This is a genomic window from Pseudomonas sp. R45(2017), from assembly GCF_002112305.1.
In the GTDB taxonomy this organism is placed as follows: domain Bacteria; phylum Pseudomonadota; class Gammaproteobacteria; order Pseudomonadales; family Pseudomonadaceae; genus Aquipseudomonas; species Aquipseudomonas paraglycinae.
In genome coordinates, this window is sequence record NZ_NEHH01000006.1 from 302,657 (window position 1) to 329,053 (window position 26,397).

Annotated in this window: 27 protein-coding genes; 16 read left to right on the top strand and 11 right to left on the bottom strand. The window is 60.6% G+C overall.

The genetic code is table 11. The annotated features are described in order from the left end of the window. The first annotated feature begins 41 nt into the window (after window positions 1–41). From CAF74_RS16275 to CAF74_RS16300, 6 genes are all read left to right on the top strand, one after another. Window positions 42–1,166: a polysaccharide deacetylase family protein gene (locus CAF74_RS16275; RefSeq protein WP_085746992.1), complete on the top strand. Its 1,125-nt coding sequence runs from the start codon at window positions 42–44 to the stop codon at window positions 1,164–1,166. Window positions 1,167–1,515: 349 nt separating this feature from the next. Continuing rightward, on the top strand, window positions 1,516–2,910 hold the full coding sequence (locus CAF74_RS16280) for a PhoH family protein (RefSeq protein WP_007957320.1): 1,395 nt from the start codon (window positions 1,516–1,518) through the stop codon (window positions 2,908–2,910). 101 nt (window positions 2,911–3,011) lie between these two features. Next, window positions 3,012–3,485 carry a cyclic pyranopterin monophosphate synthase MoaC gene (gene moaC / locus CAF74_RS16285; protein WP_064382454.1) on the top strand — a complete coding sequence of 158 codons (474 nt, stop codon included), beginning with the start codon at window positions 3,012–3,014 and terminating at the stop codon, window positions 3,483–3,485. After that, window positions 3,482–3,724: a MoaD/ThiS family protein gene (locus CAF74_RS16290; RefSeq protein ID WP_085608143.1), complete on the top strand. Its 243-nt coding sequence runs from the start codon at window positions 3,482–3,484 to the stop codon at window positions 3,722–3,724. The genes moaC and CAF74_RS16290 overlap by 4 nt, the downstream gene beginning before the upstream one ends. Before the next feature lie 3 nt (window positions 3,725–3,727). After that, the gene (gene moaE, locus CAF74_RS16295) at window positions 3,728–4,180 is read left to right on the top strand and encodes a molybdopterin synthase catalytic subunit MoaE (protein ID WP_085746993.1); all 453 of its coding nucleotides are present in this window, start codon (window positions 3,728–3,730) and stop codon (window positions 4,178–4,180) included. 181 nt (window positions 4,181–4,361) lie between these two features. Next, window positions 4,362–5,138, top strand: coding sequence for an ABC transporter substrate-binding protein (locus CAF74_RS16300; protein ID WP_011332566.1), 777 nt, complete (start codon window positions 4,362–4,364; stop codon window positions 5,136–5,138). 37 nt (window positions 5,139–5,175) lie between these two features. On the opposite strand, the gene CAF74_RS16305 is transcribed toward CAF74_RS16300, so the two are convergent. From CAF74_RS16305 to CAF74_RS16325, 5 genes are all read right to left on the bottom strand, one after another. Further along, window positions 5,176–5,817, bottom strand: coding sequence for a transcriptional regulator (locus CAF74_RS16305; RefSeq protein ID WP_007957327.1), 642 nt, complete (start codon window positions 5,815–5,817; stop codon window positions 5,176–5,178). A gap of 93 nt (window positions 5,818–5,910) precedes the next feature. After that, complete coding sequence (locus CAF74_RS16310) at window positions 5,911–7,038, bottom strand: FAD-binding oxidoreductase (protein ID WP_085746994.1); 1,128 nt, start codon at window positions 7,036–7,038, stop codon at window positions 5,911–5,913. 14 nt (window positions 7,039–7,052) lie between these two features. After that, complete coding sequence (locus tag CAF74_RS16315) at window positions 7,053–7,997, bottom strand: ornithine cyclodeaminase family protein (RefSeq protein WP_085746995.1); 945 nt, start codon at window positions 7,995–7,997, stop codon at window positions 7,053–7,055. A 124-nt stretch (window positions 7,998–8,121) separates the two neighbouring features. After that, window positions 8,122–9,600 carry an ATP-dependent RNA helicase RhlB gene (gene rhlB / locus CAF74_RS16320; protein ID WP_085746996.1) on the bottom strand — a complete coding sequence of 493 codons (1,479 nt, stop codon included), beginning with the start codon at window positions 9,598–9,600 and terminating at the stop codon, window positions 8,122–8,124. Between the two features lie 96 nt (window positions 9,601–9,696). Then, the gene (locus tag CAF74_RS16325; RefSeq protein WP_085690612.1) at window positions 9,697–10,353 is read right to left on the bottom strand and encodes an alpha/beta hydrolase; all 657 of its coding nucleotides are present in this window, start codon (window positions 10,351–10,353) and stop codon (window positions 9,697–9,699) included. Between the two features lie 467 nt (window positions 10,354–10,820). Between CAF74_RS16325 and CAF74_RS16330 the strand changes: the two genes are divergently transcribed. The 4 genes from CAF74_RS16330 (at window position 10,821) to CAF74_RS16345 (ending at window position 14,983) form a co-directional block, all read left to right on the top strand. Continuing rightward, window positions 10,821–11,852: an amino acid ABC transporter substrate-binding protein gene (locus CAF74_RS16330; RefSeq protein ID WP_007957332.1), complete on the top strand. Its 1,032-nt coding sequence runs from the start codon at window positions 10,821–10,823 to the stop codon at window positions 11,850–11,852. A gap of 65 nt (window positions 11,853–11,917) precedes the next feature. After that, the gene (locus tag CAF74_RS16335; protein ID WP_085746997.1) at window positions 11,918–13,099 is read left to right on the top strand and encodes an amino acid ABC transporter permease; all 1,182 of its coding nucleotides are present in this window, start codon (window positions 11,918–11,920) and stop codon (window positions 13,097–13,099) included. 10 nt (window positions 13,100–13,109) lie between these two features. Next, a complete protein-coding gene (locus CAF74_RS16340) occupies window positions 13,110–14,207 on the top strand; it encodes an amino acid ABC transporter permease (RefSeq protein WP_007957335.1) in 1,098 nt (365 codons plus the stop codon). An 11-nt stretch (window positions 14,208–14,218) separates the two neighbouring features. Further along, window positions 14,219–14,983, top strand: coding sequence for an amino acid ABC transporter ATP-binding protein (locus CAF74_RS16345; protein ID WP_007957337.1), 765 nt, complete (start codon window positions 14,219–14,221; stop codon window positions 14,981–14,983). Window positions 14,984–15,035: 52 nt separating this feature from the next. Here CAF74_RS16345 and CAF74_RS16350 read toward each other — a convergent pair whose 3' ends face one another. Together CAF74_RS16350 and CAF74_RS16355 are read right to left on the bottom strand one after the other, a co-directional pair. Then, window positions 15,036–15,527 (bottom strand): type II toxin-antitoxin system MqsA family antitoxin, encoded by a 492-nt coding sequence (locus CAF74_RS16350; protein ID WP_085746998.1) that lies wholly within the window; start codon window positions 15,525–15,527, stop codon window positions 15,036–15,038. Then, the gene (locus tag CAF74_RS16355) at window positions 15,524–15,835 is read right to left on the bottom strand and encodes a type II toxin-antitoxin system MqsR family toxin (RefSeq protein ID WP_085746999.1); all 312 of its coding nucleotides are present in this window, start codon (window positions 15,833–15,835) and stop codon (window positions 15,524–15,526) included. The genes CAF74_RS16350 and CAF74_RS16355 overlap by 4 nt, the downstream gene beginning before the upstream one ends. 166 nt (window positions 15,836–16,001) lie before the next feature. Here CAF74_RS16355 and CAF74_RS16360 point away from each other — a divergent pair, with 166 nt between their 5' ends. The 5 genes from CAF74_RS16360 (at window position 16,002) to CAF74_RS16380 (ending at window position 20,084) form a co-directional block, all read left to right on the top strand. After that, complete coding sequence (locus tag CAF74_RS16360) at window positions 16,002–16,661, top strand: FadR/GntR family transcriptional regulator (RefSeq protein ID WP_085747000.1); 660 nt, start codon at window positions 16,002–16,004, stop codon at window positions 16,659–16,661. Next, window positions 16,651–17,955 carry a CynX/NimT family MFS transporter gene (locus tag CAF74_RS16365; RefSeq protein ID WP_085747001.1) on the top strand — a complete coding sequence of 435 codons (1,305 nt, stop codon included), beginning with the start codon at window positions 16,651–16,653 and terminating at the stop codon, window positions 17,953–17,955. The genes CAF74_RS16360 and CAF74_RS16365 overlap by 11 nt, the downstream gene beginning before the upstream one ends. Window positions 17,956–18,055: 100 nt before the next feature. Further along, on the top strand, window positions 18,056–18,529 hold the full coding sequence (locus CAF74_RS16370; RefSeq protein WP_085747002.1) for a nuclear transport factor 2 family protein: 474 nt from the start codon (window positions 18,056–18,058) through the stop codon (window positions 18,527–18,529). A 39-nt stretch (window positions 18,530–18,568) separates the two neighbouring features. After that, window positions 18,569–18,871 (top strand): GIY-YIG nuclease family protein, encoded by a 303-nt coding sequence (locus CAF74_RS16375; RefSeq protein WP_085747003.1) that lies wholly within the window; start codon window positions 18,569–18,571, stop codon window positions 18,869–18,871. A gap of 277 nt (window positions 18,872–19,148) precedes the next feature. Then, entirely contained in the window at window positions 19,149–20,084 is a 936-nt protein-coding gene (locus tag CAF74_RS16380; protein WP_085747004.1) for a glutathione S-transferase family protein, read from the top strand. Between the two features lie 31 nt (window positions 20,085–20,115). On the opposite strand, the gene CAF74_RS16385 is transcribed toward CAF74_RS16380, so the two are convergent. Together CAF74_RS16385 and yejK are read right to left on the bottom strand one after the other, a co-directional pair. Further along, a complete protein-coding gene (locus tag CAF74_RS16385) occupies window positions 20,116–20,466 on the bottom strand; it encodes a glutaredoxin family protein (RefSeq protein ID WP_085747005.1) in 351 nt (116 codons plus the stop codon). After that, window positions 20,466–21,470, bottom strand: a complete 1,005-nt coding sequence (gene yejK / locus CAF74_RS16390; protein WP_007957356.1) for a nucleoid-associated protein YejK — start codon at window positions 21,468–21,470, stop codon at window positions 20,466–20,468. Before yejK ends, CAF74_RS16385 begins: the two co-directional genes overlap by 1 nt. 396 nt (window positions 21,471–21,866) lie before the next feature. On the opposite strand from yejK, the gene CAF74_RS16395 reads away from it, so the two are divergent. Further along, a complete protein-coding gene (locus tag CAF74_RS16395) occupies window positions 21,867–22,148 on the top strand; it encodes an HU family DNA-binding protein (RefSeq protein ID WP_003221909.1) in 282 nt (93 codons plus the stop codon). Between the two features lie 123 nt (window positions 22,149–22,271). Here the strand turns inward: CAF74_RS16395 and rlmF are convergent, their stop codons facing one another. Together rlmF and CAF74_RS16405 are read right to left on the bottom strand one after the other, a co-directional pair. Continuing rightward, the gene (rlmF, locus tag CAF74_RS16400) at window positions 22,272–23,294 is read right to left on the bottom strand and encodes a 23S rRNA (adenine(1618)-N(6))-methyltransferase RlmF (RefSeq protein ID WP_085747006.1); all 1,023 of its coding nucleotides are present in this window, start codon (window positions 23,292–23,294) and stop codon (window positions 22,272–22,274) included. 133 nt (window positions 23,295–23,427) lie between these two features. Next, complete coding sequence (locus tag CAF74_RS16405; protein ID WP_085688963.1) at window positions 23,428–26,274, bottom strand: valine--tRNA ligase; 2,847 nt, start codon at window positions 26,272–26,274, stop codon at window positions 23,428–23,430. Window positions 26,275–26,397 lie beyond the last annotated feature (123 nt).

Consider the following 26,397-nt stretch of genomic DNA (forward strand, 5'->3'; position numbering starts at 1 on the left):
TCGGCTATAGTGCGGCGCGGGTTTTGTTATGGAGACACCCTTTGCGCATTGTTCTTTTTTTCACCGCGTGGCTGTTGAGCGTCGGTGCCGTTGCGGCGCCGGGCGATATCGCGACGCTGGATCGCAGCACCTGGCCGGAAAAACTCGACAATCCGACCCTGTTCGATGTCGCCTCGCGGGCGGAAATCCTGATGTTCGCCCGAGGCCTGCTCGGCACCGAAGCGCTGGACGAAGCGGCGCTCGCCCAGCGTCTGGGGCTGCGCACGGTCAATCTGGATGCAATCAACAGCCTGCGCGAGCGCCTGTGGCAGCGGCTGCTGGCCAACTACAACTTTGCCCAGCAAAGCTGCGATCAGGACGCCTCGTTCTGCTTCCTCGTCGAAGACCTGCCGACCCTGCGCGAGCAGGCCGCCAAATTCGTGGTCAGCGACGAAAGCTATTACACCAAGTGGGCCGAGCCGAGCCGGATCTTCCACCTGCAATACCTCGATGAGCTGATGCGCAAGGCTGCGCTGTCGCCGCAGACCAGCAGCGAACTCGATCATTTCGGAGACTACGAGCGCAACGGCGACGACATGCACGATCGCTTGTTTCTGCTGAGTTTCGACAGCGCCGCCAACCTGCAACCGGACAACACCGACTGGCTCGCCGAGTACCTGCGCAAGTCGAACCTGAGCGGCACCTTTTTCATGCTGGGCAAGGATGTTCAGGCGCGGCTGGCCGACCGTTCCGTCAGCAGCCTGCAAGCGGCGTTTTCGCAGCAGTGCGTCGGCGTGCAGGGCTGGGAGTTCCGCTCCCACAGCCACTGGCAGGACTGGCAGGATTCGGTGCGGCGCAGTGCCGATCTGGTCAAGAACAAGTTGCCGGAGAACTACGTGCCGCTGTTCCGTCCACCGGAAGGGCAACGTCGTAGCGATGCCCGGAGCTTTTTCAACAGCCAGGGCCTGCAAGTGGCGCTGTGGGACATCGATGCCCAGGACGGCGCCGGCAAGCTCAAGGGCGCTCCGAGCGCGCAGCGGGTGCTGACCCTGATGCTGCTGTGGCGGCACGGGGTGATCAATTTCAACATGAAGCAGGATGCGGTGAAGACTGCGTTGCCGTGGCTGATCACGCAAACCGCGCAAAGCGGCATCGGCTGGGAAGACTGTCAGGACGCGTTTCGCTGAAAAACGGCAAGAGCCCGGAAACATTGGGCTTGGGGTGAATTTTTTGCAGAATTCGATGCAGGCGGACTTCCGACTCTAACGGGGGCAGGGCGGTCCGCCAAGGGCTTTTCGTCACTTTGCAAAATAAACTTCAAAAAAGCGTCAAAGTGCTTTTTTCTGTCACGGGTTTTGGAGTATTACGAAGTCAGACCGCCGAAACCTGCAACACAGGTGGCGTCTTCCAAGACCCATTTTGTGTGCGGTTCACCTGCTATCCCGACAAAAGCTGTGCAGGTGGATTCGGCAGTCACTTCGAGGCGCAGCACCGCCGAGGTATTGCGTCGAATGGCTCCCACAAAGGTGACCGAGTATGGATGATCACGGACGTAGCCCTTCCTCCAACCAGCCAATCCTTTATGTACTCGATACCAACGTACTGATTCACGATCCAAACGCCCTGCTGAATTTCGAAGAACACCACGTCGCGATCCCGATGACCGTGCTTGAAGAGCTGGACAAGCTCAAGAGCGGGCATCACAGCGTGGCCGCCGAATGCCGTCAGGCTATCCGGCTGATCGACAAGACCCTGGGCGATGCTTCACCCGATGATGTCGAACAGGGCGTGCCGATCCAGCGCGGCAAGGGCGGCCCGAAGGGCTTGCTGTCGATTCTGATGAGCAAGCAGGCCGAATCGAACCTGATTCTGCCCGAGCATCTGAACGACAACAAAATCATCAACCAGCTGATCGACCTGCATACCCGCGACCCGAAAAAACCGGTGGTGCTCGTTACCAAAGACATCAACATGCGCCTCAAGGCGCGCGCCTGCGGGATCGACGCCGAGGACTACAGCACCGACCAGTTGGTTGACGACGTGTCCCTGCTGCCCAACGGCTATCACAACATGACCGGCTCCTTCTGGGACCGCGTGAGCAAGGTCGAAACCCGTCAGGACCACGGCCGCACCTGGCATCAGGTACAGCTGATCGACAACCTGCCTGCCGTGCACATCAACGAGTTCATCATCGATGAGCAGGGCTTCGTCGGCTGGATCAAGGAGATCGAAGAAGACAAGCTGCTGATCCTCGACCTGCACCAGGAACCGCTGTTGCATCAGGAAGCCTGGGGCCTCAAGCCACGGGACATCTACCAGAGCCTGGCGCTGTACGCGCTGCTGGATCCGGATATTCACCTGGTCAACCTGTCCGGCGCCGCCGGCTCGGGTAAAACCATTCTGGCGCTGGCCGCGGCGATCGAGCAGACCATGGTCAGCAAGCGCTATCGCCGCATCATCGCCACCCGCAGCGTGCAGGGCCTGGACCAGGAAATCGGCTTCCTGCCCGGCACCGAGGCGGAAAAAATGGAGCCGTGGCTGGGCGCCATCACCGACAACCTCGAAGCCTTGCACATGGATGACGAAAACACCCATGGCAGCGTCGACTACATCCTCAGCAAAGTGCCGTTGCAGTTCAAATCGCTCAACTACATTCGCGGTCGCAGCTTCCAGCAGAGCCTGATCCTGATCGACGAATGCCAGAACCTCACGCCGCACCAGATGAAAACCATCATCACCCGGGCCGGCGCCGGTTCCAAAGTGGTGTGCCTGGGCAACCTGGCACAGATCGATACCCCTTACCTGTCCGCGACCAGCTCCGGGCTGACCTACCTGACCGAACGCTTCAAGGATTTCCCCAACGGTGTGCACATCACCCTGCAAGGGGTGCCTCGCTCGATCCTGGCCGAATACGCCGAATCGCATCTGTAACCGTCAAACCGAACCGGGCGACTGCAAAGTCGCCCGGTTTTTTATGTGCGCAATTCTGACCCCCAGGTTTACAATCGGTGCTCCTGATCAGGAGTAATCCCGTGCTGACTCATCTCGATTCCCAAGGTCGCGCCAACATGGTCGACGTCACCGAAAAAGCCGTGACGTTCCGTGAAGCGACGGCCCAAGCGCTGGTGCGCATGCTGCCCGACACCCTGCAGATGATCGTCAGCGGTGGCCATCCCAAGGGCGACGTGTTCGCCGTGGCGCGCATTGCCGGCATTCAGGCGGCGAAGAAAACCAGTGACCTGATTCCCCTGTGCCATCCGTTGATGCTGACCGGCGTCAAGGTCGAACTCAGTGCCGAAGGCGATGACACGGTACGCATCGTGGCCCGTTGCAAACTGTCCGGGCAGACCGGCGTCGAGATGGAAGCACTGACCGCCGCCAGCGTCGCCGCCCTGACCATCTACGACATGTGCAAGGCCGTGGACCGTGGCATGACCATCGAAAGCGTACGTCTGCTGGAAAAGGTTGGCGGCAAGAGCGGGCATTTCCAGGCGGAGCAGCCATGAACCTGACCGTGAAGTTTTTTGCCCGTTACCGTGAGGCGCTGGGCGTGGATTCGGTGAAGGTCGAAGGTGATTTCGCCACCGTCGATGACGTTCGTGCGTTGCTGGCGCAGCGTGAGGGCGCCGAGGTGCTGAGCGAACAGAACCTGATGTGCGCGCGCAACGAAGACCTCTGCCAGCTCGACGAACCGGTGGTCGATGGCGACGAAGTAGCGTTTTTCCCTACCGTGACCGGAGGCTGAGACATGGGCATTCGGGTGCAGTCCGAGCCGTTCGATCCCGGCGCTGAAGTCAACGCGATGCACGCGGCCAATGTCGGGGTCGGCGCGGTGGTGAGTTTTGTCGGTTACGTGCGCGACTTCAACGATGGCCTCGATGTCGCCGGGATGTTCCTCGAACACTATCCGGGAATGACCGAAAAAGCCCTCGGCAAGATCGCCGTTGAAGCCGAGGAGCGCTGGCCGCTGTTGAAACTGGAAGTGCTGCACCGCATCGGCGCGCTGGAACCGGGCGAGCCGATCGTGTTCGTCGCCGCCGCCAGTGCCCATCGCCAGGCGGCGTTCGACGCCTGCGCCTTCGTCATGGATTACCTGAAAACCCGCGCACCGTTCTGGAAGAAAGAAAACACCAGCGACGGCCCGCGCTGGGTCGAAGGTCGCGACAGCGATCATGCGGCGGCGGATCGCTGGAAGCAGTAATTCCTTTCCCAATCAATCTCCCCTCGACTCCCGACCATCGGCTGACGCCGATGGCGTTTGTCCAATTGACGGTTTGTACGTAAAAGTCCAGTATGGATTTACAAGTACAAAAAAGTCTTTCCCCGTTTCCAGCTTTTTCTTCTGTCTTGCCAAACCAACAACAACCCGCGAGAGAACGAACATGAAGAAATTCCCCCTCATCACCGGTCTGGCGCTGAGCCTGTTGGCGTGCAGCAGCGCGTTCGCCGCCGAGAAAACCCTGCGCATCGGTATCGAAGCGGCGTATCCGCCCTTCGCCTCGAAGACCGACAAGGGTGAAATCGTCGGTTTCGACTACGACATCGGCAATGCCCTGTGCGCGCAGATGCAGGTCAAGTGCGTGTGGGTCGAGGGCGAGTTCGACGGTCTCATTCCTTCCCTGAAAGTGAAGAAAATCGACATGGCGCTGTCGTCCATGACCATCAATGAAGACCGCAAGAAGTCGGTGGACTTCACCCACAAGTACTATTTCACCTCGTCGCGGCTGGTGATGAAGGAAGGCGCGAGCGTCGATGACCAGTACGCCAGCCTCAAGGGCAAGACCGTCGGCGTGCAGCGTGCGACTACCACCGACCGTTACGCCACCGAGGTGTTCGAGCCCAAGGGCATCAACGTCAAGCGCTACGGCAACAACGAAGAAATCTACATGGACCTGGCGGCCGGGCGTCTCGATGCGATTTTCGCCGACACCATCCCGCTGACCGACTTCCTGTCGATGCCGCGCGGCAAGGGTTACGCCTTCGTCGGGCCTGAGCTGAAGGATCCGAAATACGTGGGCGAGGGCGCGGGGATTGCGGTGCGCAAGGGCAACACCGAACTGGTCAGCCAGTTGAACACTGCCATCGACGGCATTCGCGCGAGTGGCGAGTATCAGAAAATTTCCGAGAAGTACTTCAAGTCGGACATCTACGGCGACTGAGTCTGAAGACCGTGCAGCCTTCGCAGGCTGCACGGTTTCAGCCCTTCAATTCCTTCAAGTGCTTGTACACCGTCGCCCGCCCCATGTTCAGTACATTGGCTACATAGTTCGAGGCGCTCTTGCCCTTGAACGCTCCCTCGGCGTGCAGCGCCAGCACCAGTTCGCGTTTGTGATCGCGGGTCAGCAAATTCAGGCTCAGTTGCCGCTCGCGTAGCCAGGCGTGCAGGAAAGTGTTGATGCGCTCCTGCCAGTCATCGCGAAACAGCGAGTCCGGTTGCGGGATCAGTTTGCTCGGCGAGAGGAACAGGTCCAGCGCAGCCTTGGCATTTTCGAACAGCGAAATATTCAGATTGATGCACAGCACCGCCAGCGGATGACCTTCGCTGTCGCGCAGCACGGTGCTCAGGCTGCGAATCTTCTGGCCGTCCCAGTTGAGCTTTTCGTACGGACCGATGTTCCGTTCGCTGACGTCGTCGCTGAGCATGTCTTCCAGCGACGATTCATCGCCGATCACCCGTTTCGACAGGTTGTTGGCGATGTAGTCGACCTTCTGCGTGCGCAGGTCGTGCAGCACCACTTCGGCGTGGGGAAAGAACAGCGTGGCAATGGCGTCGGCGATGGCGTGGTAGTTGTCCAGCGCGGCGTCATGCAGCTCGGGCGTGTGTTCGGGGGCGGTCATAACTGTGGAGCTCCAGGCAACGTCAACGCCCCCGTGATCCGGGGGCGTTGCGAGTGTGCCGCAATCCGTCGGGCGCGTCATCCGGGCGGACGGTCAGGCCAGGCGGGCAGGGGCGAGCATGGCGGCGGTCAGGCCGAATTGCTTGAGATGGTCGGGCAACGATTCGCCACGTACCAGTGCCGCGCTGGCCATGCCCATCGCCGGCGAAGTCTGGATGCCGTAGCCACCCTGGGCCGCGACCCAGAACAGCCCCGGCACCTGAGGATCGAAGCCGGACAGCAAATCGCCATCGGTGACGAAACTGCGCAGGCCGGCCCAGGTGCGGGTCGGGCGGCGGATGGTCAGGGTCGTCGCTTCCTCGATCTGGTAAATGCCCATGGCGATGTCCAGTTCTTCCGGCTGCACGTCGTGGGGTTCGACCGGGTCGGCATTGGCCGGTGAGCCGAGGAACATCCCGGCGTCGGGCTTCATGTAGAAGGATTCGTCGAGGCTGACCAGCATCGGCCAGTGATGAATGTCCACGCCTTCCGGGCCGGCGAAGATGAACGCCGCGCGGCGTTTCGGTTGCAGGCCCAGCGGCTTGGCGCCGGCGAGGGCACCGATCTTGTCGGCCCAGGCGCCTGCTGCGTTGATCACGATGGGCGCGCTGAAGGTCTGGCCGTTGGTCTGCACGTGCCAGATGCCGTCGGCGTCCCGGCTCAGTCCGAGCACTTCGCAATCGGTCTGCACCTGGCCGTTGTTGCGACGGATGCCGCGCAGATAACCCTGATGCAGGGCGTCGGTGTCGATGTCGCTGGCGGTCGGGTCGTAGATCGCGCCATGGACTTTTTCCCGGCGCAGGATCGGCAGCCGCGCGCAGGCTTCATCCGCGCTGAGCAACTGCATCTCCGGCACCGTGGCTTTGGCGCTGAGGTATTGATTGTTCAGCTCGGCGACGTCGCCGGTGAAGTCCACGGTCATTTCCCCGCGCGGGGTCAGCAGCGGGTGCTCGCAGAAGCCGCTGGGCGGATGGTCGAAGAATTCGCGGCTGGCCAGGGTCAGCGCCCGGACCTGCGCAGTGCCGTAAGCAGCGGTGAACAGCGCAGCCGAACGCCCGGTGGAGTGATAGGCCGGGTGCGACTCGCGCTCCAGCACCACGACCTTGCCGTGCTGCGACAGCCAGAAACCGGTGGACGCGCCGGCAATCCCGCCGCCGATGATGATGAAATCTGCATGACTCATGAAAATCTCCGGTGTCAGCGCTGCAATTGATAGACGGCGTTGGCCAGGGCGATGTCTTCCAGGCCCAGACCGATGGAGCGGAAAAACACGTGACGGTTGTAATCGGGACGCTGCACTTTTTCGCTGAGCAGATCCGCCAGGTCACCGAGGATCGCGTTGTTGTCCCAGCCATGTTGTTCGCGGGCGATCAGCATCTCGCCGGCCGAGCCCGGGGTGGTCAGACGATAGTCGCAGAACACCTGCATGTCGTTGAGGCTTTGCGGCGGCACTTCGTGGGCGCGCGGTGCGTTGGTGCTGATCGAGGTGATCAGCGCCGGTTTGCTCAAGGTTGCCGGGTCGATCACGGGGCCTGCGGACGAGGTGCAGAGCATGATCACGTCGGCTTCGGCGATGGCGGTTTCACGGCTGTCGGCGATGTTCACCCGTGGATCGAGGGCTTGCAGTTGGCGGGCGGTGGCCGGGTCTTCGCTCAAGGTCGGCGAGTACACACTGATGCTCTGCCAGTCGCGCAACGCTTTGACGTAATGCAGGTGCGCCTGGGCGACCTTGCCACTACCAATGATTGCCAGGCGCGCGGCCTTTAACGGGGCGAGGGCATCGACCGCCACGGCGGTGGTCGCAGCGGTGCGGGCAGTCGTCAGTTCGCCGGCATCGCAGAGCAGCAGCGGTTGACCGGTCTGCATCGACATTAGCAGTGTCCACGCGGTCACCAGCGGGCCTTGTTCGCGAACGATGTAAGGCGAAGTCTTGACCCCGTACACGCCGTCTTCCGCCAGCACGCCCAGATAGTTGATGAAGTCCCCGGCACCCTGAGGGAATTCCACCAGTTGCTGCGCCGGTTGCACCGCATGCCCGGCCGCCAGATCGCGGAACAGCTTGCGCAGGATCTGCGGCACATCGATCCGGGCCAACAGCTCGCGGGCCTGGGTTTGGTCGATCACGTAAGGCGTACTGGACATGTCAGACTCCGGAGACTGTTTCTAAACTAATTTGTCCATTATGGACTTTTAGTTTTGTTGAACAATATCCGGGTGAAAAAAAAGCGCAGTCCGTTGCCGGCTGCGCTTCTCTTTATGGCGTCGCTTACTGTGGACGCTTGCGCTCAACCGCCCGCAACAGATGGGTCGGCGGCGTTTCACAGCTGATCTTGCGACCGAGTTTTTCTTCGATGGACGGCAACTGATAGGAGTCGTCTTCACCGGCAAAGCTGATCGACACACCGTCGGCGCCAGCACGACCGGTACGACCGATGCGGTGCACGTAGTCGTCCGGGACTTCCGGCAGGGTGAAGTTGATCACGTGGCTGATGCCGTCGATGTGGATACCGCGACCGGCCACGTCGGTGGCGACCAGTACCCGGATCTTGCCTTCGCGGAAGCCTTCGAGCGTCTTGATCCGCTTGTGCTGCGGCACGTCGCCGGACAGCTGCGCGGCGTTGATGCCGTCACGCACCAGGCGTTCCTCGATACGGCGCACTTCGTCCTTGCGGTTGGCGAACACGATCACCCGCTCCCAACCGTTGTCGTTGACCAGGTTGAAGAGCAGTTTGTATTTGTCGGCACCGGCCACCGCGTAGATGTGCTGTTCGACGTTTTCGTTGGCCACGTTGGTGACCTCGATTTCGACAATCGCAGGATCGGTGGTCCACTGCTTGGCGAGGTTCATCACGTCATCGGTGAAGGTCGCGGAGAACAGCAGGGTCTGACGTTCGCTTTTCGGCGGGGTCTGGCGAATGATCTGACGAACCTGCGGGATGAAGCCCATGTCGAGCATGCGGTCGGCTTCGTCGAGCACCATCACTTCGACCATGTCCAGATGTACGTCACCGCGCTGGTTGAAGTCGAGCAGGCGGCCCGGGGTCGCGACGAGGATGTCGCAATGGCGCGCTTCGAGGTGCTTGAGCTGCTTGTCGAAATCCATGCCGCCGACGAACGTCATGACGTTGAGGCCGGTGTACTTGGTCAGGTCGGCGGCGTCCTTGGCGATCTGCACCACCAGCTCGCGGGTCGGCGCGATGATCAGCGCCCGTGGCTCGCCCATGTAGCGCTCTTTCGGCGGCGGGGTCTGCAACAGCTGGGTGATGATCGAGATCAGGAACGCGGCGGTCTTGCCGGTGCCGGTCTGGGCGCGGCCGATGGCGTCTTTGCCGGCGAGGGTGTAACCCAGCACCTGAGCCTGGATCGGCGTGCAATACGGGAAACCCAGGTCGTGGATGGCGTGCATCAGTTCCGGGGCGAGCTTGAAATCGTGGAAGCGGGTCTTGCCTTCCTGGGGCTCGACGACGAAGTCTTCGAGTTTCCAGGGAATCACCGGCGCCTTGGGCTTGGGTTCGCGACGTGGTCTGGCCGGTTTTGGTGCTTCGCTGCGGGCTGGCTCGGTGGCGGGCACGGCAGCTGGAGCGGGTTTCGGTTCGCGTTTGGGCGTCGTGGCGGGCGTCTGGCGGTCGGCCTGGCTGGCATCGCTGCGATGACCGGGGGCGTGCGACGGCGCAGTGGGGACTGGCGCGAGCTGCTCAGCCTCGCTTTTACCGAACATTTTCTTGAGTGCTTTGAGCACGGTCATCTCATCAATTGGTTAAGGAATGTACGCCGGCCAGTGTAATGCAAGAAACGGGCGCGGCGTAGTGGGATGATCAAAGGGCGACCCCTGTCGCAATTGTCAGCGCAGGCGTTCGCTCAACCATGTGCCGATGTCGCGAATTTCTTCGGGTAACACTTCGTGCTCCATTGGGTATTCCTGCCATGTCACGGTGACACCATGGGCCTTGAGATACTCATAAGCCGTGCGTCCCATCGAGTTCTGCACCACGTTGTCGAACTGGCCGTGCAGCGACAGCACCGGAATCCGCTGCTGGCTGGCGGACAACTCCAGTTCATCGCTGAACGTCGGCGCGTATGTCGATAATGCCAGCACCCCGCCCAACGGCCCCTGCCATTTCAGAAACGCGGTGTGATAGACCACGGCGCCACCCTGGGAGAACCCGGCGAGGAAAATCCGCGAAGCGTCTATTCCGCTGCTTCGCTGTTCTTCGATCAATTCGATGATGCGATCGGCAGATGCTTCCAGCTCATCGCGGTCGATTGCCCGGGCCGGGCTCATGGCTTTGATGTCGTACCAGCTTGGCATGGCATATCCGCCATTTATTGTCACCGGACGGGTCGGCGCCTGGGGCAGGACGAAACGCGTGCTCAGCAGGCTTTCCTGAAGCGCTTCGGCCACCGGCAGAAAGTCGTAGCGGTCGGCGCCGAGGCCGTGCAGCCAGATCACGCAGGCGTCTGCGGGCTTAACAGGCTGAAGAATCAAGGGCTCGGTCATGGCTGCTCCAATTGTGTGCGGGCGCTCTCATTGAGTGCGTGATTTGCGTGCGCGCCCGGTTGATCCGTTAAGAAGATGTCGCAAGGCTGCAAGTTTTGCTATTGACCTGTCACTCAACCGCTTCAGCTGCCGGTGTGGTACGGGCTTTGCTATGAGGTAGTCGTGCAATCGATCTCGCGCCTGGCGGTAACACTATCAGTGAACGCCTGGCGACGGGATAGCAAAGAATCCGGTGATGGATGTTCGCCAATGGCCGCAACGGGCTTAGCGAACGTGAAAGGGCTACCGCCCGTTCGGCCGACTGGTGAGAAGTGAGTTGTCCATGATGTGGATTTTCTCCTACTAGACTCATAGCGAAGGTCCTGCGTCGGTTGACCCCAAAAAAAGCCAACACGGGTCAACAACGCCTCAAAAGGGTGCGACTGGACTCAAGCTCCGACACAACAAGAGCAAAACTGGAGGTTTGAATGAAGATGTTGAAATCCACTCTGGCGATCGTGACTGCTGCTGCAGTACTGGGTGTCAGCGGGTTCGCTCAGGCGGGTGCAACCCTGGATGCAGTGAAGAAGAAAGGATTCGTGCAGTGCGGCGTCAGTGATGGCTTGCCAGGCTTCTCGGTTCCGGATTCCACCGGCAAGATCGTGGGTATCGATGCTGACGTCTGCCGCGCTGTGGCGGCTGCCGTGTTCGGCGACGCGACCAAGGTCAAGTTCAGTCAGTTGAACGCCAAGGAGCGTTTCACCGCGCTGCAGTCGGGCGAGATCGACATCCTGTCGCGCAACACCACCATGACCAGCTCCCGTGACGCGGGCATGGGGCTGAAATTCCCGGGCTTCATTACCTACTACGACGGTATCGGCTTCCTGGTAAACAACAAGCTGGGCGTGAAGAGTGCCAAAGAGCTGGACGGTGCAACCATCTGCATCCAGGCCGGTACCACCACCGAGCTGAACGTTTCCGACTACTTCCGCGGCAACGGTCTGAAATACACCCCGATCACTTTCGACACCTCCGATGAAAGCGCCAAGTCGCTGGAATCCGGTCGTTGCGACGTGCTGACCTCCGACAAGTCCCAGCTGTTCGCCCAGCGCAGCAAGCTGGCTTCGCCGAAGGACTACGTGGTTCTGCCGGAAACCATTTCCAAGGAACCACTGGGCCCGGTCGTGCGTAACGGCGACGACGAGTGGCTGGCCATCGTGCGTTGGGTTGGCTACGCGCTGCTGAACACCGAAGAAGCGGGCATCTCTTCGAAAAACGTCGAAGCGGAAGCCAAAGCGACCAAGAACCCGGATGTCGCTCGTATGCTCGGCGCAGACGGCGAATACGGCAAAGACCTGAAACTGCCGAAGGACTGGGTCGTACAGATCGTCAAGCAAGTCGGCAACTACGGCGAAATCTTCGAGAAAAACCTCGGCAAGAGCACTCCGCTGGAAATCGACCGCGGCCTGAACGCGCTGTGGAACAACGGCGGCATTCAATACGCACCACCAGTGCGCTGATGGTTCTGTCACCCGGCAGGCCAACTGCCGGGTGACGTTCTGTTCCATTATTTCCGGGGCACTTCATGCAAAATTCAATCGGCGCACCAAAGCAGAGGCTCAGCCTCAGCGATCCACGAGTGCGTGCGTGGGTATTTCAGATCATCACCATCGTGGCGGTGGTCTCCCTGGGCTGGTATCTGTTCGATAACACCCAGACCAACCTGCAACACCGGGGTATCACTTCGGGGTTCGACTTTCTCGAGCGCAGTGCCGGGTTCGGCATCGCTCAACACCTGATCTCCTACACCGAAGCGGACAGTTATGCCCGGGTGTTTGTCATCGGCCTGCTCAACACGCTGCTGGTGACTTTCATCGGTGTGATCCTGGCCACGATCCTCGGCTTCATCGTCGGCGTCGCGCGCCTGTCGAAGAACTGGATCATTTCCAAACTGGCAACGGTGTACGTGGAGGTTTTCCGTAACATCCCGCCACTGCTGCAGATCCTGTTCTGGTACTTCGCGGTGTTCCTGACCATGCCGGGGCCGCGCAACAGCCACAACTTCGGCGATACCTTCTTCGTCAGCAGCCGTGGCCTGAACATGCCGGCCGCGCAAATGGCCGACGGCTTCTGGGCGTTCATGGTCAGCATCGTGGTGGCCATCGTCGCCATCGTGCTGATGAGCCGCTGGGCCAACAAGCGCTTTGAAGCAACCGGCGAGCCATTCCACAAGTTCTGGGCCGGCCTGGCGCTGTTCCTGGTGATCCCGGCGGTGTGCGCGCTGATCTTCGGTGCCCCCGTGCACTGGGAAATGCCGAAGCTGCAAGGCTTCAACTTCGTCGGTGGCTGGGTGCTGATTCCGGAATTGCTGGCCTTGACCCTGGCGCTGACGGTGTACACCGCGGCGTTCATCGCCGAGATCGTGCGTTCGGGCATCAAGTCGGTCAGCCACGGCCAGACCGAGGCGGCGCATTCGCTCGGATTGCGCAACGGCCCGACCCTGCGCAAGGTGATCATTCCGCAAGCGCTGCGGGTCATCATCCCGCCGCTGACCAGCCAATACCTGAACCTGGCGAAGAACTCCTCGCTGGCGGCCGGTATCGGTTATCCGGAAATGGTTTCGCTGTTCGCCGGCACCGTGCTGAACCAGACCGGTCAGGCGATCGAAGTCATTGCCATCACCATGAGCGTGTACCTGGCGATCAGTATCAGCATTTCCCTGCTGATGAACTGGTACAACAAGCGCATCGCGCTGATCGAGCGGTAAGGAATAGCGCATGAGTACTCATACTTTCAAACCCGACATGCCACCGCCGGCCAAGGTCTTCGGCCCGATGGCGTGGATCCGCGCGAACATGTTCTCCAGCTGGCTCAACACCCTGCTGACCCTGTTCGCGTTCTACCTGATCTACCTGGTGATTCCGCCGATCCTCAGCTGGGCGATCATCGATGCCAACTGGGTCGGCACCACCCGCGCCGACTGCACCAAGGACGGCGCCTGCTGGGTCTTCATCCAGCAGCGTTTCGGCCAGTTCATGTACGGCTACTACCCGCCGGAACTGCGCTGGCGCGTGGACCTGACCGTGTGGCTGGCGGTCATCGGCGTGGCGCCACTGTTCATCAAGCGCGTGGCGCACAAGGCGGTATACGGCCTGAGCTTCCTGGTGGTCTACCCGATCGTTGCCTGGTGCCTGCTGCATGGCGGCGTCTTCGGCCTCGACACCGTGGCGACCAGCCAGTGGGGCGGTCTGATGCTGACCCTGGTGATCGCCACTGTCGGCATCGCCGGTGCGTTGCCGCTGGGGATTGTCCTGGCGCTGGGCCGGCGCTCGAACATGCCGGCGATCCGAGTGGTCTGCGTGACCTTCATCGAGTTCTGGCGCGGCGTGCCGTTGATCACGGTGCTGTTCATGTCGTCGGTGATGCTGCCGCTGTTCCTGCCCGAAGGCATGAACTTCGACAAGCTGCTGCGGGCGCTGATCGGCGTGATCCTGTTCCAGTCGGCGTACGTCGCCGAGGTGGTGCGCGGCGGTCTGCAAGCAATCCCCAAAGGTCAGTACGAAGCCGCGGCCGCGATGGGCCTCGGTTACTGGCGCGCCATGGGCCTGGTGATTCTGCCGCAAGCCCTGAAGCTGGTGATTCCCGGCATCGTCAACACCTTCATCGCGCTGTTCAAGGACACCAGCCTGGTGATCATCATCGGCCTCTTTGACCTGCTCAACAGCGTCAAGCAAGCCGCTGCCGATCCGAAATGGCTGGGCATGGCCACCGAAGGCTACGTGTTCGCCGCCCTGGTGTTCTGGATTTTCTGTTTTGGTATGTCGCGCTATTCCATGCACCTGGAACGCAAGCTCGACACTGGCCACAAGCGTTAGGAGTTTTTTCGATGAGCGAAGCAATCAAAAAGCCAGTGGGCCCTGAAGGCATCATTCAGATGCAGGGTGTGAACAAGTGGTACGGCCAGTTCCACGTGCTGAAAGACATCAACCTGAACGTGCGTCAGGGCGAGCGTATCGTGCTGTGCGGCCCGTCGGGTTCCGGCAAGTCCACCACCATCCGCTGCCTCAACCGTCTAGAAGAGCACCAGCAGGGCCGCATCGTGGTCGATGGTGTGGAGCTGACCAACGACCTCAAGCAGATCGAAGCGATCCGCCGTGAAGTCGGCATGGTATTTCAGCACTTCAACCTGTTTCCGCACCTGACCATCCTGCAGAACTGCACCCTGGCGCCGATGTGGGTGCGCAAGATGCCCAAGCGCAAGGCCGAGGAAATCGCCATGCATTACCTGGAACGCGTACGCATTCCGGAACAGGCGCACAAGTACCCGGGGCAACTGTCCGGCGGTCAGCAACAGCGTGTGGCGATCGCCCGCGCGCTGTGCATGAAACCGAAAATCATGCTGTTCGACGAACCGACCTCGGCACTCGATCCGGAGATGGTGAAAGAGGTGCTCGACACCATGATCGGCCTGGCCGAAGACGGCATGACCATGCTCTGCGTAACCCACGAAATGGGCTTCGCTCGCACCGTGGCCAACCGCGTGATCTTCATGGACAAGGGCGAAATCGTTGAACAGGCGGCGCCGAACGACTTCTTCGACAATCCGCAGAATGATCGGACGAAGCTGTTCCTGAGTCAGATTCTGCATTGAGATCTGATGAATAAAATAAACCCGGCCTTGTGCCGGGTTTGTTTTTTGTGGGTCAGGAGGCGGTGAGGGTTTCGTGTTCTTTGTGCTCGGTATACTTGAAGGCGTTCCTCAGATCCGCCCCTTCACCCAGGGCTTTCGCATCGGCGAGCAAGTGCGGATAGCGATCGAGCAGGCGCATCAGCAGCACCAATGCCTTCGGCGGAAGCACTTCGCCGCGCTCATAGCGGGAAAATGCGTTGTGTCCGCCACCAGACAGCAGTTGCACCGTTTCTTTTTGCGTCAGGTGCAATTTGCGCCGGATGCGCTTCATCTCGTTACCGATCATTTGTCGGGCAGCAATCACCAGATCATCACCGGCTTGCGTGTAGCGTTCTGCACTATCGGTATCGGCGTCCCACTCGACCTCACCGCATTTGCGACATTCCCAGCCAGCAAGGTCATCGATACGACGTTCCATGCCTTTGACACTGATGGTTTCGCCGCGGCCTTCGAAATGTGTCATTCCCTCACGTGCACCGCAGCTGAAACATTGCCGGGTTTTCATTGGTTTTTCTCCTTGAAGGAGATTACCGGTGGGCCACCTTCGGGGCGGTATGTCACCTTGATGTAAATCTCCAGATCGTGTGAGTGCGTGTGATAAACGTCTTGCCAGACTCGATGATCGTCATAGGTGGTCATCGACTTGTACAACATCCTGTTCTGCAGTTCGAAAACGATTTCTTGCATCTCTATGATGCTGAAGCCGAGATCCAGTCCGGTTTTTTCTGCGCTCTTGGTGAATGCCTGTCTTCCCCGTCGCCTGACCTCAGCCTTGATCACCACCAAGTCGTAATGGGGTGTGTACTTTTCCATAAGAAACCAAAACCCTGTCCCTGAAATTACCCTTAAAGGGTAATTTTGACCAATCGAAAATCCCGCTCCATTTGCCCCTCTCTGACCCTAGGTGGTTGCTGTCCTACAAGGAGCTGACTAACATGTCAGAAAATTCATCCCATGATTGGATGACAGGGCGAATTCCATGTCAGAAAACTCATTATTGATAAAACGATCCCTGGTCGATCAGGCCCTGGATCAATTGCGCCAGCGCATCACCGACGGCACGTGGCAGGTCGGTCAGCGTTTGCCGACCGAGCCCGAGCTGTGCGCCGAACTCGGCATCAGCCGCAACACCGTGCGCGAGGCGATGCGGGTGTTGGCGTTTTCCGGTTTGATCGAAATCCGTCAAGGCGACGGCAGTTACCTGCGGGCGGTGGTCGATCCGATGGACACGCTCAAGGCGCTGTCCAAATGCTCGCTGGACCAGGCCCGGGAAACCCGGCACATCCTTGAAGTCGAGGCCATCGGCCTGGCGGCCTTGCGCCGGACCGATGAAGACCTCGTCGCGTTGCGCGAGGCGCTGGGTGTCGCCGGCAGCCACTACCACGGCGACCTCGACAGTTACATCCGCTGCGATCTGGTCTTCCACCGCCGTCTGGTGGATGCCGCGCACAACCCGACCCTCAGCGAGCTGTATCGCTATTTTTCCAGCATCGTTGGCGCGCAATTGCGCCAGACCCTGAACATCGTCCCCCGTCGACAGGAAGTCTTCGATTTGCACGTCGCCTTGCTTGAGGCCGTCGAGCAGCGCGATCCGGAGCGGGCCAAAGCCCTGTCGAGGCAGTTGATCAATGAACCTTGAAACCGAGAAAACCATGTCCCGCCCAGAAGCCTCCCCAGCACCCGTTCGCAAGGCCGAGCTCGAAGAGTTGTTGATCGACGCCGAAGCCGATGACGAGCAGGTGCAGCAAAGCCATCCGCTGGTACGGCGTCCGTGGCTGTTGCTGCTGGGGCTGATTCTGGTGGCGTTGAACCTTCGTCCGGCGCTGTCGAGCATGGCGCCGTTGCTCAGTGAGGTGTCGAAAAGCCTCGGTTTGTCCGCCGCTCAAGCGGGTTTATTGACGACGTTGCCGGTGCTTTGCCTCGGTCTGTTCGCTCCGCTGGCCCCGATACTTGCGCGGCGTTTCGGTGCCGAGCGGGTGGTCTTGGGAATTCTTCTGACACTGGCCGGCGGCATCATCCTGCGCAGCAATTTCGGTGAAATCGGTCTGTTCGCCGGCAGCGTGCTGGGCGGCGCGAGCATCGGCATCATCGGCGTGTTGCTGCCGGGCATCGTCAAGCGTGACTTCGCCCAGCATGCCGGCACCATGACCGGTGTCTACACCATGGCTCTGTGTCTGGGCGCGGCGATGGCGGCGGGCTCCAGCGTGCCGCTGAGCGAGCACTTCGACCACAGCTGGGCCATGGGCCTGGGTTTCTGGGTGATTCCGGCGCTGGTGGCGGCAGTGTTCTGGCTGCCGCAAATCGGCCAGAAGCACGGCGCGCACAATGTCGCGTATCGAGTGCGTGGTCTGTTGCGTGATCCGCTGGCCTGGCAGGTGACCTTGTACATGGGCCTGCAATCGTCGCTGGCCTACATCGTGTTCGGCTGGTTGCCGTCGATCCTTATCGGTCGCGGGCTGACGCCGACCCAGGCCGGCCTGGTGCTGTCCGGTTCGGTGATCATCCAGCTCGCCAGCTCCCTGGCGGCACCGTGGCTGGCCACGCGCGGCAAGGATCAGCGGCTGGCGATCGTGGTGGTGATGGCGCTGACCCTCGGCGGTCTGTTCGGTTGCCTCTATGCGCCGATCGAAGGGTTGTGGGGCTGGGCGATCCTGCTGGGCCTGGGGCAGGGCGGTACGTTCAGCCTGGCGCTGACCTTGATCGTGCTTCGCTCACGGGATTCCCATGTCGCGGCGAACCTGTCGAGCATGTCCCAGGGCTTCGGCTACACCCTCGCATCCATGGGGCCGTTCGCGGTCGGCGTGGTGCATGACTGGACCGGAGGCTGGAACGCCGTGGGCTGGATCTTCGGCATTATCGGTGCCGGGGCAATCCTCGCCGGCCTCGGTGCCGGACGTGCGTTGTACGTGCAGGTGGTCAGCGAAAAGGTCTGATACGCACACACTGTCGGTATTCGGAATGCGAATGCCGATAGTGTTTCGGGCGTTTGCGGATTATCGTGCTGGCAATCTGTACCTTTCCTGGAGATTGCCCATGAGTGAAGAAGCCCACAGCGCCCTGATCACCCGTTTCTACCAGGCTTTCCAGCGCCTCGACGCCGAGGCCATGGCCGCCTGCTACACCGACGACGTTGTGTTCAGCGATCCGGCCTTCGGCGAGTTGCGCGGCCGCGATGCCGGCGACATGTGGCGCATGCTCACTACCCGGGCCAAGGACTTCTCCCTGACCTTCGACAACGTCCGCGCCGACGAGCGCAGCGGCGGCGCCCACTGGGTAGCGACGTACCTGTTCAGTCAGACCGGCAACATCGTCATCAACGACATCCAGGCACGTTTCGTCTTCCGTGACGGCAAGATCTGCGAACACCACGACTACTTCGACCTGTGGCGCTGGTCGCGCCAGGCGCTGGGCTTCAAGGGCCTGCTCCTTGGCTGGACGCCGCTGGTGCGCAACGCCGTCCGCGCCCAGGCGCTGAAAGGGCTGAAGGCTTTTCAAGCAAGTCGCTGATAAGATCGCGGCCTGTTTTCCTCACGCCTGAATTGTCCCGTGACCAGCCTTAGCGAAAATCCTCTCGATGCCGACGTTCCAGTGAGCAAGTCCTGGTTCGTCTACCTCGTACGCGCCGCCAACGGTTCGCTGTACTGCGGGATCAGCGATGATCCCGTGCGCCGTTTCGCCAAGCACCAGAGCGGCAAAGGGGCGCGATTCTTTCTCTCAAGCCCGGCGATGGCGCTGGTCTACACCGAGCGTTGTCGCGACAAGGGTGATGCGTTGCGTCAGGAGCGATTGATCAAGAAGCTCAGGAAGAGTGCGAAGGAGTGTCTGGTGGCGTCTTATCGGCACGACTGAATGAGTCCTCGAACTTTTAGATATCCCTCTCGTGGAGGAGGCACGTTGCATAAACGACAGGCAAGAAAAAACCGCCCTTGCAGGCGGTTTTTTCTATAAACCTCGGTTTGCGGCCGGGGGTTATTGCATCTCACTGGATACACTGGCGCAGCTGAAGACTATTCGCCTTTGCGCCCATTATCAACCTGACTGATCAGTTCCCATCAGCCGGATCCGTAGGCTGCGAACGAATTGCGCGCTAAGCTGCTGGCTCACTTTCTGTGCGGCGGAGCCGAGCATGTCCGAGTTGATTCTGCATCATTACCCGACCTCTCCATTCGCCGAAAAGGCCCGGCTGCTGTTGGGTTTCAAGGGCCTGTCCTGGCGCTCGGTGCACATCTCGCCGGTGATGCCGAAACCGGACCTGACCGCCCTGACAGGTGGCTACCGCAAGACTCCGGTGCTGCAGATCGGCGCCGACATCTATTGCGACACCGCGTTGATCGCCCGCCGCCTCGAGCAGGAAAAGGCCCAGCCTTCGTTCTTCCCGGAAGGTCAGGAGATGATCGCCGCCAGTTTTGCCGCCTGGGCCGATTCGGTGGTGTTCCAGCATGCGGTGAGCCTGGTGTTCCAGCCGGAATCGGTGGCGGTGCGTTTCGGCAAGTTACCGCCGGAAGCGATCAAGGCGTTCCTCGCCGATCGGGCCGGGCTGTTCAGTGGTGGCAGCGCGACCAGGCTGTCGGCCGAGCAGGCCAAACACAACTGGCCGACTGTCATGGCACGTCTGGAGCAGCAGTTGCAGCGTGAAGACGGTGACTTCCTGTTCGGTGAGCCGTCGATTGCCGACTTCGCCATGGCCCATCCGCTGTGGTTTCTCAAGGCCACGCACGTGACGGCGCCCTTGGTTGATGCTTATCCGGCAGTGTCGGCGTGGCTGGGGCGTGTGCTCGGTTTTGGCCATGGCGCGGCCAGCGAGATGAGCTCGGAGGAAGCACTGGAGATCGCGCGCGGTTCGAAGCCAGCGGCGTTGCCGGACGAAGAGTTCACTGATCCGAACGGGTTCGTGGCAGGTCAGCAGGTGCTGATCGCCGCGACAGACTACGGTGTAGATCCGGTGGCCGGTGAGCTGGTGTTTGCCGGTCGCGAGGAGTTGATCCTGCGCCGTGAAGACGAGCGTGGCGGGTTGGTGCATGTGCACTTCCCGCGTTTCGGTTTCCGAATCGAGAAACGCTGAAACAACTGAGGGAGCCGATTGGCTCCCTCGTTCATTTCAGTGCAGCGAGAATCTCGTCCGGATCAAATCCGCGAATCAACGTGCCATTGACGTCGATCAGCGGGATCCCGCGCCCGCCCAGCGCTTCGTACACCTTGCGTGCCTCGGCATCCTTCTCGATATCGAATTCCTTGAACGGAATGCCTTTCTGATCGAGAAAGCGCTTGGTCTGCTTGCAGTAGCCGCACCAGTCCGTGGCGTACAGCACGACATGGGCGTTGGCGCGGACTTGCTCGGACGCCATCTGCGACGGGTTGAAGACCCGCTCGATCTTGCCCCAGTTCTGATAGACCACGACCACCAGCAGAACCAGCAGAACCTTTTTCAGCACATTGCCGAGCATCAGTTGCGACGCTTCAACTGATCGGTGAGCGAGGTCGGCAGGCCTTTGATGACCAGCGTCCCGGCCTCTTCGTCGTATTCGATCTTCGAGCCCAGCAGGTGGGCTTCGAAGCTGATCGACAGGCCTTCGGCGCGACCGGTGAAGCGGCGGAACTGGTTGAGCGTGCGTTTATCCGCCGGAATCTCCGGCGACAGGCCGTAATCCTTGTTGCGGATGTGATCGTAGAAGGCTTTCGGGCGCTCTTCGTCGATCAGCTCCGAGAGTTCTTCCAGGCCCATGGGTTCGCCAAGCTTGGCCTGGCTGCTGGCGTAGTCGACCAGGGTCTTGGTCTTCTCGCGGGCGGAATCTTCCGGCAGGTCTTCGCTCTCGACGAAGTCGCTGAAGGCCTTGAGCAGGGTGCGGGTTTCGCCCGGGCCATCGACGCCTTCCTGGCAGCCGATGAAGTCGCGGAAGTACTCCGAAACCTTCTTGCCGTTCTTGCCCTTGATGAACGAGATGTACTGCTTGGACTGCTTGTTGTTCTGCCACTCTGAAACGTTGATCCGCGCCGCCAGGTGCAGTTGACCGAGGTCGAGGTGGCGCGACGGGGTCACGTCCAGTTGATCGGTCACCGCCACGCCTTCGCTGTGGTGCAGCAGGGCGATGGCCAGGTAATCGGTCATGCCTTGCTGATAGTGGGCGAACAACACATGGCCGCCGACCGACAGGTTCGACTCTTCCATCAGCTTTTGCAGGTGTTCGACCGCGACTTTGCTGAACGCGGTGAAGTCCTTGCCGCCTTCCATGTACTCCTTCAGCCAGCCGCTGAACGGGAACGCACCGGACTCCGGATGGAACAGGCCCCAGGCTTTGCCCTGTTTGGCGTTATAGCTCTCGTTGAGATCGGCGAGCATGTTCTCGATGGCTGCGGACTCAGCCAGTTCGGAGTCACGGGCGTGCAGGACTGCGGGTGTGCCGTCGGGTTTTTTGTCGATCAAATGGACGATGCAATGACGGATCGGCATAGGCTTCTCGGCTGGTGGAAGGGAGGAGGGCGGGCTCCCCCGAAAAAGCGCTCAGTGTACCGCAACCACTGGATTTGGCGCGGGGTGAAGGGCAAATCCGGGTCACCCGACGGCCCTTATGCATTTATTTACCGATTTAGCGCAATAAACCTGACCATTTGGCTAGCTGGAGGCGGATATTTCCTTGTCTCTGTGCTAGTTTTGCCCGGTCTTGTGCGAAGTCACCGCGACAAGCATGCATTCAGCTTTTGTCAGGTCGAACCAAACCTTGATTTCGGCATCTATAACCCCGACTCGTCGTGGTTATCGCCGAGGGTGCCAGATCCAGAAGATCGGGCTCGATGGCTGACACTGCACTCTGCAATCCATATGAATTTGATAGGGAAGGAACACTACATGGCTCTTACTAAAGACCAACTGATCGCCGACATCGCTGAAGCTATCGACGCGCCGAAAACCACCGCGCGTAACGCTCTGGACCAACTGGGCCAAATCGTTGCCGATCAGCTGGAAAACGGCGGCGAAATCACCTTGCCAGGTATCGGCAAGCTGAAAGTGACCGAGCGTCCTGCCCGCACTGGCCGTAACCCATCGACTGGCGCTGCCATCGAAATCCCTGCCAAGAAAGTGATCAAGCTGGTTGTGGCCAAAGGCCTGACCGACGCTGTGAACAAGTAAGACGCAGCGATAAAAAAACCGTGCACCGGAGCGATCCGGGCACGGTTTTTTTGTGCCTGCCGATTGTGTTTCAGCAGTGGCGGCGGCTGCTTTGCGCTCAAGCGCCGCCCCGGTTGAAACGTCTTACTTGCGAACCCAGCGTTCGCGCCGCCAGATCTGCTGTTCGGACTTGGTCTGGAAGGTCCAGGCGACGAAGCGACTCTGTTTCTGCCCCTGGGACATTTCCACCACCTGGCTTTCCAGCGCGCCGGCCTTTTTCAGTGCGGTTTCGATGGCAGGCAGGTTCGAAGCTTTCGAGACCAGGGTGCTGAACCACAACACCTTGTGCGCAAAATTCGCACTTTCGGCGATCAGTTGCGTCACGAAACGCGCTTCGCCGCCCTCACACCACAGCTCGGCCGACTGACCGCCGAAGTTCAGCACCGGCAGTTTGCGTTTCGGATCGGCCTTGCCCAGGGCTCGCCATTTACGCTCGCTGCCCTTGGTGGCTTCTTCCATCGACGCGTGGAACGGCGGGTTGCACATGGTCAGGTCAAAGCGCTCGCCGGGCTCCAGCAGGCCGATCAGGATGTGCTTGCGGTTTTCCTGCTGGCGCAGCTGGATGACCTTGTTCAAGTCGTTGGACTGGACGATGGCCCTGGCAGCAGCCACGGCGGTCGGATCGATCTCCGAGCCCAGGAAGTGCCAGCGATATTCGCTGTTACCGATCAGCGGGTACACGCAGTTGGCGCCCATGCCGATATCCAGCACGTTGACGATGGCGCCGCGCGGAACCACGCCGTCGTTGTTGCTGGCCAGCAGGTCAGCCAGGAAGTGGATGTAGTCGGCGCGGCCCGGCACCGGCGGGCACAGATAATCGGCCGGGATGTCCCAATGCTGGATGCCGTAGAACGATTTGAGCAACGCCCGGTTGAACACACGCACTGCATCGGGACTGGCGAAGTCGATGCTTTCCTTGCCGTACGGGTTGGTGATCACGAACTTCGCCAGTTCCGGCGTGGTCTTGATCAGCGCCGGGAAGTCGTAACGACCCTGATGGCGATTGCGCGGGTGCAGGCTGGCCTCTTTACGCGGCGCCACGGGCTTGGCCGGGGTGGCGGAGTCAGGCTTCTTGCGCGCAGGTTTCGGTGTGCGTGGGGCGTTCATGGGCGTGGTCGATTCGGGTAGGGCTGAAAGTGGCGGCCATTGTCCCACAGGGAGCCGTGTTGTTGGCCGGAAAAGTGCCGGGCACAAAAAAGGGAGGCCGTTGCGGGCCTCCCTTTTTCAGTGCGATTTGCCGTTACAGGCTGGCAATCCGCGCGTGCTGCTCGGCCAGCTTGGCCAAAGCCTGTTCGGCTTCGGCCAGTTTGGCGCGTTCCTTCTCGATGACTTCGGCCGGGGCCTTGTCAACGAAACCGGCATTGGACAGCTTGCCGCCAACCCGCTGGACTTCGCCCTGCAGACGCAGAATTTCCTTGTCCAGACGCGCCAGCTCGGCGTTCTTGTCGATCAGACCGGCCATCGGCACCAGCACTTCCATCTCGCCAACCAGCGCGGTGGCGGACAGCGGCGCTTCTTCGCCGGCGGCCAGTACGGTGATCGATTCCAGACGCGCCAGCTTCTTCAGCAGCGCTTCGTTCTCGGTCAGGCGGCGCTGGTCTTCAGCGGTGACGTTTTTCAGGTAGATCGGCAGCGGTTTGCCCGGGCCGATGTTCATTTCGCCACGGATGTTACGCGTGCCGAGCATCAGGCCCTTGAGCCATTCGATGTCGTCTTCGGCCGCCGGATCGATGCGCTCTTCGTTGGCCACCGGCCACGCTTGCAGCATGATCGTCTTGCCCTGAATGCCGGCCAGCGGCGCAATGCGCTGCCAGATTTCTTCAGTGATGAACGGCATGAACGGATGCGCCAGACGCAGCGCCACTTCCAGTACGCGAACCAGCGTGCGGCGAGTGCCGCGCTGACGCTCGACCGGCGCGTTTTCGTCCCACAGCACTGGCTTGGACAGTTCCAGGTACCAGTCGCAGTACTGGTTCCAGATGAACTCGTACAGCGCTTGCGCAGCCAGGTCGAAACGGAACTGATCCAGTTGACGGGTCACTTCGGCTTCGGTGCGTTGCAGTTGCGAGATGATCCAGCGGTCCGCCAGCGACAGCTCGTAGGCTTCGCCGTTCTGGCCGCAGTCTTCGCCCTTGTCCAGAACATAACGCGCGGCGTTCCAGATCTTGTTGCAGAAGTTGCGATAGCCTTCGACGCGGCCCATGTCGAACTTGATGTCGCGGCCGGTGGACGCCAGCGAGCAGAAGGTGAAGCGCAGGGCGTCGGTGCCGTAGCTGGCGATGCCGTCGGCGAACTCGTCGCGGGTCTGCTTCTCGATCTTCTTCGCCAGTTTCGGCTGCATCAGACCGGAAGTGCGTTTCTGCACCAGGGTTTCGAGCTCGATACCGTCGATGATGTCCAGCGGGTCCAGGACGTTGCCCTTGGACTTGGACATCTTCTGGCCCTGGCCATCACGCACCAAGCCGTGCACATAAACAGTCTTGAACGGAACCTGCGGCGTGCCGTCCTCGTTCTTGATCAGGTGCATCGTCAGCATGATCATCCGGGCAACCCAGAAGAAAATGATGTCGAAGCCGGTGACCAGCACGTCGGTGGAGTGGAATTTCTTCAGGAACTCGGTCTTTTCCGGCCAGCCCAGGGTGGAGAAGGTCCACAGGCCCGAACTGAACCAGGTGTCGAGAACGTCGTTGTCCTGTTGCAGCGCAACGTCCGGACCGAGGTTGTGCTTGGCGCGCACTTCGGCTTCGTCGCGACCGACGTAGACCTTCCCTGACTCGTCGTACCAGGCCGGAATCCGGTGGCCCCACCACAGCTGACGGCTGATGCACCAGTCCTGGATGTCGCGCATCCACGAGAAGTACATGTTTTCGTACTGCTTCGGCACGAACTGGATACGGCCGTCTTCAACGGCAGCAATCGCAGGCTCGGCCAGCGGCTTGGTGGAAACGTACCACTGGTCGGTCAGCCACGGCTCGATGACGGTGCCGGAGCGGTCGCCTTTCGGTACTTTCAGGTTGTGGTCGTCGACGCTCACCAGCAGGCCGGCGGCGTCGAATGCGGCAACGATCTGCTTGCGCGCTTCGAAACGCTCGAGACCGGCGTATTCGGCCGGAATCTTGCCGTCGATGCTGTCGTTCAGCGTGCCGTCGAGGTTGAACACCTGGGCCGCAGGCAGCACGTTGGCGTTCTTGTCGAAGATGTTCAGCAGCGGCAGGTTGTGGCGCTTGCCGACTTCGTAGTCGTTGAAATCGTGGGCCGGGGTGATTTTCACGCAGCCGGTGCCGAATTCAGGATCGCAGTAATCGTCGGCGATGATCGGGATGCGGCGGCCGACCAGCGGCAGCTCGACAAATTTGCCGATCAGGGCTTTGTAGCGCTCGTCGTTCGGATTTACCGCGACGGCGGAGTCGCCGAGCATGGTTTCCGGACGGGTGGTCGCGACGATCAGGAAATCGTTGCCTTCAGCGGTTTTCGCGCCGTCGGCCAGCGGGTATTTCAGGTTCCACAGGAAACCTTTCTCGTCGTGGTTTTCCACTTCGAGGTCGGAAATCGCCGTGTGCAGTTTGGTATCCCAGTTGACCAGGCGCTTGCCGCGATAGATCAGGCCGTCTTCGTGCAGGCGCACGAAGGCTTCTTTAACGGCTTCCGAGAGGCCGTCGTCCATGGTGAAGCGCTCGCGGCTCCAGTCCACGGACGAGCCGAGACGGCGGATCTGACGGCTGATGTTGCCGCCGGACTGATCCTTCCACTCCCAGACTTTCTCGAGGAATTTTTCCCGGCCCAGATCGTGGCGGTTCTGGCCCTGGGCTTCGAGTTGACGCTCCACCAGCATCTGCGTGGCGATACCGGCGTGGTCGGTGCCCGGCTGCCACAGGGTGTTGCGACCCTGCATGCGACGGAAACGGATCAGGGCGTCCATGATCGCGTTGTTGAAACCGTGACCCATGTGCAGGCTGCCGGTGACGTTCGGCGGCGGGATCATGATGGTGTAGGAGTCGCCCGCGCCTTGCGGGGCGAAGTAGTTCTCGGACTCCCAGGTGTTGTACCAGGAAGTTTCAATGGCGTGCGGCTGGTAGGTCTTATCCATGCGCGGCGGGACCCTATTGGCATTTATTCAGGAAAAGCCGGGAAGTATAGCGGGGCATGGGGCGCAGGGCGAGCGGGGCGGGCCGGGTGGAGACTTAAATGTGGGAGCAGGCTTGCCAGCGAT